Source organism: Nocardia araoensis NBRC 100135 (genome assembly GCF_000308435.1).
Taxonomy (GTDB): Bacteria; Actinomycetota; Actinomycetes; order Mycobacteriales; family Mycobacteriaceae; genus Nocardia; species Nocardia araoensis.
The window spans coordinates 1-7821 of sequence record NZ_BAFR01000090.1; the positions used below are offsets into that span (position 1 = coordinate 1).

The window sequence follows — 7821 nt, forward strand, 5'->3', positions numbered from 1 at the left end:
GCCGAGCTGGGGCGCCGGACAGCTGGAACGACAGCGTGCGATGCGCCTTGCGGACCATGCGGGCGCGGACGTCACCGGTGCGGGCGTGCGCCTCGACGGTGCTGCGCTCCAGGGCGGTGAGGGAGAATTCCGCGGCGACGAACAGGGCCGTACCGACGGTGAGTGCGATGAATCCGATCAGGCTGAGCGCGGTGAGCGCGAGGGACATGGTCAGCACCACCTGAACGGTGCTGCGTGACGGCCTGTACGGAATGGGACTGCGGGGAGGAGGACGCCGGGTTGGTCACCCGGCTCGATAGAGGAGCCCTCCTGTGCGGCGCCCTCGGACGCGGGTGACAACTGGATCCTTTCGCAAATGAGTCGTGTTGCCGGTGTCCGGCAACCACCATGCTACCGGCCCACGTGCCGAGTGGCGTGGGCCGGTGCCGGTGCGATGCGCGTGTCGGCGCTCACCAACCGCTGGGCAGCGGGCGGCCTTCGGCGAATCCGGCGGCGGACTGCACGCCGAGCACGGCCTTGTCGTGGAATTCGGCGAGTGTGCGTGCTCCGGCGTAGGTGCACGCGCTGCGCACACCCGAGCAGATGTGGTCGATGAGGTCCTCGACGCCGGGACGCTCGGGGTCCAGCCGCATCCGCGAGCTGGAGATGCCTTCTTCGAACAGCCCCTTGCGGGCGCGGTCGAATTCGCTGTCGGAGGCGGTGCGGGCGGCGACGGCCCGCTTGGACGCCATGCCGAAGCTCTCCTTGTACGCGTTGCCGTCGCGATCGACACGCAGGTCGCCGGGGGACTCGTAGGTACCGGCGAACCAGGAGCCGATCATCACGTTGGACGCGCCCGCGGCCAGCGCCAGCGCGACGTCGCGGGGATGGCGCACGCCGCCGTCGGCCCAGATGTGCACGCCGAGTTCCGCCGCGGCGGCGGCGCATTCGGCCACCGCGGAGAACTGCGGGCGGCCCACGCCGGTCATCATCCGGGTGGTGCACATGGCGCCCGGTCCGACGCCGACCTTGACGATGTCCGCGCCCGCCGCCGCGAGATCCCTTGTGCCCTCGGCGGAGACGACGTTGCCAGCGACCAGTGGGACACCGAGGCCGAGATCGCGGACGGCGGTGAGGGTTTCGAGCATCTTGGCCTGGTGTCCGTGCGCGGTGTCGATGACCAGCAGGTCGGCGCCGGAATCCACGAGGGACTTGGCCTTGGCGGCCACGTCGCCGTTGATGCCGACCGCGGCCGCGACGCGCAGCTTGCCCGCGGCGTCGACGGCGGGCTGGTAGATGCCCGCGCGCAGGGCGCCGGTGCGGGTCAGCACCCCGGCCAGGGTGCCGTCCTCGGCGGTGAGCACCGCGAAGTCGGCGTGCTCGGCGTGCAGCAGGTCGAACAGGTCGCGCGGAGTGGTGGTCGCGGGCGCCCGCACGAAATCGGTGACCGCGACCTCGCGCAGCCGGGCGAAGCGATCGACGTCGGCGCAGGCGGCCTCGGTCACCACACCGACCGGACGTCCGTCGTCGACCACCACGACCGCGCCGTGCGCGCGCTTGTGCATCAGCGCCACCGCCTCGGAGACCGAGCGGTCGGGGGCGAGGGTGACCGGGGTGTCGGCGGTGAGCGAGCGGCTCTTGACGAAGGCGATGGTGTCGGCTGCCGCGGTGATCGGCAGGTCCTGGGGGAGGACGACGATGCCGCCGCGGCGGGCCACGGTCTCGGCCATTCTGCGCCCGGCCACGGCGGTCATGTTCGCCACGACGATGGGGATGGTGGTGCCCGACCCGTCGGTCGTCGAGAGATCGACGTCGAAGCGCGACGCGACGTCCGTCCGGTTCGGGACGAGGAAGATGTCGTCGTAGGTCAGGTCGTACGGCGGCTGATGACCGGGGAGAAAGCGCACTCGACCGATGATATCCGCGCCGACCGGTGCGCGCCGTTCTCCCGGACTCGCCAGGGGCTCGTCAGCGCCGGGTCGGTTTATGAACAGTTGTTCATGAACGTTTGTTCAGGCCCGGCCACGCGCGGTCAGACGTAGGTGAAGGGCAGCGCGTTGCTGATGCCGTCCAGCTCCACTTCGACGGTGACGTCCACCGTGCCTGTTCCCGTCGGGGAGATGGCCGTGATCTGGGTGTCGGAGTCGATGGTGAACGTGGTCGCCTTCGTACCGAAGCGCACGGTCAGAGGACCGACATTGCTGAACCCGGAGCCGGTGATCACCACCGTACTGAAAGTCGTCGCCGGGCCGGAATTGGGTGTGAGGGAGGTGAGTACAGCTGCCATGGTTCGACTCCAAGCCGAATATAGTGAAAGGGATTACCTTGCAACGGATGTCGATCTTCTGCGGCAACCGCTACATATTCAGTAAGCCTCCGGCGACGGCTCTGCGACAAGGGATCCGATGTCCGGTTTCGTCCGGTTTCGAACCGATGCCACGGCTACCTGGGATCAGCACCCTCGGCCTGCTCGATGGGGTGGGCCCGACAAGCACCGACGACCCGACGAATTGACGGTTAGGAAATCGGAGGTCTCCCTCTGCTCGGGGCCCGCCGTACCCGACCGATTCAGGCGGCGGCCTGCGAACGGGAGAGCATGATCGTCGCGGCCGCCATCACGATCACCGCACCGGCGGTGACGACCAGTCCCGCGGTGTCCGTCTGCAACCGCTCGTCCAGCACGGCGATGCCGATGAACGCCGCGGCCAGTGGCTCGACGACCGTGACGGCGGGCAGCGACGCGGTCAGGGGCCCCGCTTGATAGGCGCGTTGCTGGAGGTACACGCCCGTGACGCCGGCTCCGATCAGCGCCCAGGTCTGCCAGCCGCTCAGCACGTCCCCGAGACCGTGCTCGAACAGGTCGGTGACGTAGTCGGTGAGCGCGGCGGCCAGTCCGTAGAGCGCCCCGCTCGCGGCCCCGATCAACAGGGCGCGCCACGCCGGATCATGCGCGGCGATCCCACCGACCGTTGCGGCGACGATCAATCCGAGCAGGATGCCCAGCGGCACGAGCCACTCCCGCAGGGGCGCGTTGGAATCACCCTCGGTCGGATTGCCGACGAGCAGGAAGCAGGCCAGCGCGGCGGCCAGCACGAGCGCGGTCGCCCAGGTGCGCGGCGCAACGCGGCGGTCGTTGAGCCGGGCCGACAGCGGCAGCGCGAACACCAGCGCGCTCACCAGGATCGGCTGCACCAGCAGCACCGCGCCCAACGCGAGCGCGAGGACCTGCATGGCGTATCCGCCCGCGTCGCCGACGACGCCCGCCCACCAGCGCGGGGTGCGCAGCAGCGAGCGGATCAGCGAGGCACCCTCCGGCACCGCGGCCGCCGCGTGCTGTTGCGCGACCGCGGCGATCGCGAACAGCAGCGCCGCGAGCAGTGCGCAGAGGACGGCCGCTGCCGCGTGGGTCGACACCTTCTAGTTTGCCCTGCGGTTGCCAAGCTGTGGCGACTGCTGCGCTCGCACGGCGCGTCGCCGGGTCCGGCTCGGCGTGTCGCCGGAGGCGGAAGTCGCGGAGTGTCCGGAGAATCCGCCCGCCGCGCCGGAACGGCGGGTGGACGCGCCCTCGCCCGAACCCGCACCGTATCCGGCGGCGTTGCCTGCGGCGGGCTTCCCGGCGGCGTTCGCGTGGCCGCGCCGACGCCCCGGCGCGGTGACCGCTTCGCCACCACGGCCCGGCACCGAGCCCGACCGGGACTGCTTCGCGGCACCGGCGCCGCGGCCACCGGCCGGAGCCGTCTCCGACCGCCGGTTCGCTCGGCGGCGTGCGGGCTTCGGCGTCTGGGTGGCGGCCACGGGTGCGGCGGAAGGCGGGACCACCGGGATACCGGACGGGCGGCGGGCTCCGGTGATCTCGGCCAGCGTGCGGTCGCCGGGACGGACTCGGACCCCGTCGACCTCCACACCCGCCTTCCGGGCCATTGCCTCCACCTCGCGGCGCTCTTCGTCCATGACCAGCGTGACGACCACGCCGTCCTCGCCCGCGCGGGCGGTGCGCCCGGCCCGGTGCAGATACGCCTTCGGCTCCGGCGGCGGGTCGACATGCACGACGAGGGAGATCCCGTCGACGTGAATGCCACGGGCGGCGACATCGGTGGTGACCAGCACCGGCACCGAGCCGTCGGCGAACGCGGCCAGGGTGCGGGTGCGGTTGTTCTGCGCCTTGCCGCCGTGCAGCGCGCCCGCGGGGATGCCGGCGCCGCGCAGCTGCTTGGCGAGCCGGTCGGCGCCGTGCTTGGTGCGGACGAACATGATGGTCAGCCCGTCGCGGGCGGCGATCTCGGTGGCGACCGCCCGCTTGGTCACCTTGTCGCCGACGTAGAGCAGATGATGCGACATGGTGGTGACCGACGCCGACGGCGGCGCGGTGGAATGCGTGACGGGGGAGCGCAGGTAACGCTTGACCAGTTTGTCCACCTCGCCGTCCAGCGTGGCCGAGAACAGCAGGCGCTGACCGTCGCGCGGCGTGCGGTCGAGCAACTTGGTCACCTGCGGCAGGAATCCCATGTCGGCCATGTGGTCGGCTTCGTCCAGCGCGGTGATCGTCACGTCGGACAGATCGGCGGATCCCTGAGCGAGGAGGTCGGCGAGCCGCCCCGGCGTGGCGATGAGCAGGTCGACGCCACGGGCGAGGCGGTCGGCTTGGCGTTTGATCGGGGCGCCGCCCACCACCGAAGCCACTCGCAGGCCGAGTGCGAGCGCCGGTTCGTCGAGCGCGCGCTCGATCTGGGCGGCCAGCTCGCGCGTCGGCACCAGCACGAGTCCGCGCGGGCGGCCCGGCTTGGCCGCGCCGCCTGCCAGCCGGGCGAGCATCGGGAGGCCGAAGGCGAGGGTCTTTCCGGAACCGGTCGGCCCGCGGCCGAGCAGGTCCTTGCCGGCCAGGACGTCCGGCGCCGTGGCGGCCTGGATCGGGAACGGCGTCTCGATGCCGTCGCGTCGCAGTGCTTGGACGAGCACGGCGGGCAGGCCCAGATCCGCGAAGGACACGGGGGGCGCCGCGGCGACGGTGGTCGAGGGGGTCACGAGGAGGGTGTGCCTTTCGTCGCACGGCGCGTTCCACGCGGAACGCGCTGTTCGGTGGGATGGAGAGCGGCGCGCGATGGTTTCACCGCGCGGTGGCGCGGGCGATGACGCGCGCCGGATGGAGCGAAAGGATGCGGCCGACCGGAGGCGGGCCGAAGGTCCAGGATACGTGCCGGGAAGTCAGCCGTGGAACAGCCGACTCAGTTCCACGAGCCAGGGTACGGCCACGGCCTGCGTCGGCACCACCAGGATGGCGGCCGAGCCGAGGTAGGCGGCGGTGGCGATGCGGATGTCCCCGATCCGTCCGCTGAGCCGCTGGATGCGGATGAGCGTGGTGGGTCCGCCCGCGGCGAGCGCGCCCTGCGGCGCGGTGGACTTCGCACAGGCGACGAGGGCGCGGGCCAGCGGCTTCGGTCCGGTGACCTTGACCGCGGAGTCGTCGGCGAGCAACTCGATGAGCAGTTTCACCGAGCCGAGCGCGGCCTTGCTGCGCACCACCCGGGGAAACGCCTCGTGCACGGCCGTGAACGCCTCCAGCACGAGATCGTGCCTGGCCCGCAGATGCGAACGTTCGTGGCTGACGATGGCGGTGACCTCGGCGTCGGCGAGATTGGTCAGGGTGCCTTCGCTGAGCACGACGCGCTGGCGCAGGCCGGGCAGGCAGTAGGCGATGGGCTCGGTGGCGGCCAGCACCCGGATGTCGGCCGCGCGCCGGTGCGGACCGCTCTGGTCCAGCAGGTCGACGAGCATGCGGTGCCGGGCCCGCCGTCTGCGGGTGTGCACGCCGACCCGGATGATCGCGTAGATCAACCGGGCGCCGATCAGCAGCGTGAGCGCGAAGACGAACACGTACGCCAGCCACAGCGGCAGGCCGAGCGCGTCGATCTCCCTGGTCGGCGCGGTGGTCGGACGTCCGTCGGGGCCGGGCACGAGCAGCTCGGCGGCGATGGCCAGCCCGGAACCGAACGCGCTGAGCACGGCGGCGAGCGCGATGGCCTGCCAGAGCACCAGCGCTGCGCGGGGCGTCCGGTAGGTCCAGGTCGCCCGGCTGAGCAAGGCCGGGGCAGGCCCCGCGAGAAGCAATGCCAGTCCGGCGAATACCGGCGCGGTTGCGTTCATCGACTCAGCTCACTGCGTTGTGGGGCCAGGGCGCCCGAGGAGTCTACTGCGGCGGTGGCGCCGAGTCCTCGGTTGCTTCGAGCTTAGCGAGTGCTTCGCGTAGCGCGGCAGCCTCGTCCTTGCCGACCTGCTCCACGAAGTGGACCAGAGCGGCGGCGCGGCTGCCCGCCGCGTCGGCCTGTTGCAGCGCGTCGACCATCAGACTGGCCACTAGTTCGTCGCGAGTGTGCACGGGCGCGTAACGGTGCGCCCGGTCGTCGCGCCGCTGCACCACGAGGTTCTTCTTCGCGAGGCGTTGCAGCACGGTCATCACCGTGGTGTACGCGAGCTCACGGCGTGCGGCGAGCGCCTCGTGCACCTGCCGGACCGTTTGTGGTTCGTCGGCCGACCACAACTGGTCCATGACCGCTTTCTCGAGTTCACCAAGACCTGCCATTCCACAATTTTAGGTACTCAACGACGAGGACGCGTACTACAGGGTGTCGTAACTATGGAGTAGCTGGTGTGTCATTTCTCATACGGCGCGGTCTCGGGCGCCGTGGCAGCGGGTCCGCCCGCCTTTCCGCGCACGTGCCGCGCGCCGATCGGCACGATCATCGGCCGGCCCGACACCGGGTCCTCGAGCACCGTGGCATCCAGGTCGAACACCTCGCGCAGCAGTTCCACCGACACCACCTCGCCCGGTGCGCCCGCGGCGACGACGCGTCCGTCGTGCATGACGACCAGCTGGTCGCTGTAGCGGATCGCGAGATTGAGATCGTGCAGCACCATGACGACGGTGCGCCCGAGATCGGCGTGCAACCGGTCCACCAGGTCGAGCACCTCGATGGAGTGCGCGAGGTCCAGATAGGTGGTCGGCTCGTCGAGCAGCAGGATATCGGTGCCCTGGGCCAGCGCCATCGAGATCCAGGCGCGTTGGCGCTGGCCACCGGACAGCTCGTCGAGCGGGCGCTCGGCGAGATCGGCGATCCCGGTTTTTTCCAGCGCGGTCGTCACCTCGGATTCGTCCGTCCCCGACCACTGCCGGAACCAGGACTGGTGCGGGTGGCGTCCGCGGGCGACCAGATCGGCGACGGTGAGCCCTTCCGGGGCGACCGGCGACTGCGGCAGCATGCCGACGATGCGGGCGACGTCCTTGGTCTTCATCGTCGAAATGGCCTTGCCGTCCAACAGCACTCGGCCCTCCCGCGGGCGCAGCAGGCGGCCGAGCGACCGCAACAGCGTGGACTTTCCGCAGCCGTTGGGTCCGATGACGGTCGTGATCACTCCGGGGGCGATGGTCAAGCTCAGACCGTCGACGATCACCCGATCGCCGTAACCGAGGGTGACCTCCTCCGCGCCGAGCCGGTGCTCGGGAGCGCTCCGCTCCTCGGCGTCGGCGGTGATGTCCGCGATCGTCATGAGAGCGTCGCCTTCCGGTTCATACGCACGAGCAGGTACAGCAGGAACGGCCCGCCGAACGCCGCGGTCACGATGCCGAGCGGCAGGTCGACCGGGAACACCGTGCGGGACGCGACATCCGCGCCGACCACCAGGATGGCGCCGGCCACCGCGGAGCCGACCAGCGGCTCGCCCGGCGTGCGCAGCAGGCGTCGTGCGATCTGCGGCGCGGCGAGGGCGACGAAACCGACGGGCCCGACGGCGGCGGTGGCCACCGAGGCGGCCACCACTGCCGCTCCGATCAGGAGGGCCTGCTGGGTC

General features: G+C 71.0%; 9 protein-coding genes. All 9 read right to left on the reverse strand.

Annotated features, from left to right (window positions below):
• Positions 1-208 (reverse strand): CNNM domain-containing protein (locus ON21_RS11750; protein WP_157170802.1); only part of this gene is annotated, 208 nt, incomplete at its 3' end.
• Positions 209-449: 241 nt separating this feature from the next.
• Complete coding sequence (locus tag ON21_RS11755; protein ID WP_039797859.1) at positions 450-1886, reverse strand: GuaB1 family IMP dehydrogenase-related protein; 1437 nt, start codon at positions 1884-1886, stop codon at positions 450-452.
• Positions 1887-2011: 125 nt separating this feature from the next.
• A complete protein-coding gene (locus ON21_RS11760) occupies positions 2012-2266 on the reverse strand; it encodes an IPT/TIG domain-containing protein (protein WP_039797860.1) in 255 nt (84 codons plus the stop codon).
• A 281-nt stretch (positions 2267-2547) separates the two neighbouring features.
• On the reverse strand, positions 2548-3393 hold the full coding sequence (locus tag ON21_RS11765; protein WP_039797861.1) for a DMT family transporter: 846 nt from the start codon (positions 3391-3393) through the stop codon (positions 2548-2550).
• Positions 3394-3396: 3 nt separating this feature from the next.
• Entirely contained in the window at positions 3397-5001 is a 1605-nt protein-coding gene (locus tag ON21_RS11770; protein WP_039797862.1) for a DEAD/DEAH box helicase, read from the reverse strand.
• A gap of 180 nt (positions 5002-5181) precedes the next feature.
• Positions 5182-6120, reverse strand: a complete 939-nt coding sequence (locus ON21_RS11775) for a M56 family metallopeptidase (RefSeq protein ID WP_039797863.1) — start codon at positions 6118-6120, stop codon at positions 5182-5184.
• A 43-nt stretch (positions 6121-6163) separates the two neighbouring features.
• Positions 6164-6556 carry a BlaI/MecI/CopY family transcriptional regulator gene (locus ON21_RS11780; protein WP_039797864.1) on the reverse strand — a complete coding sequence of 131 codons (393 nt, stop codon included), beginning with the start codon at positions 6554-6556 and terminating at the stop codon, positions 6164-6166.
• A gap of 71 nt (positions 6557-6627) precedes the next feature.
• Positions 6628-7521, reverse strand: coding sequence for an ABC transporter ATP-binding protein (locus ON21_RS11785; RefSeq protein WP_039797865.1), 894 nt, complete (start codon positions 7519-7521; stop codon positions 6628-6630).
• A partial coding sequence (locus ON21_RS11790) for an iron chelate uptake ABC transporter family permease subunit (protein ID WP_157170801.1) occupies positions 7518-7821 on the reverse strand: 304 nt, incomplete at its 5' end. The genes ON21_RS11790 and ON21_RS11785, both read right to left, overlap by 4 nt.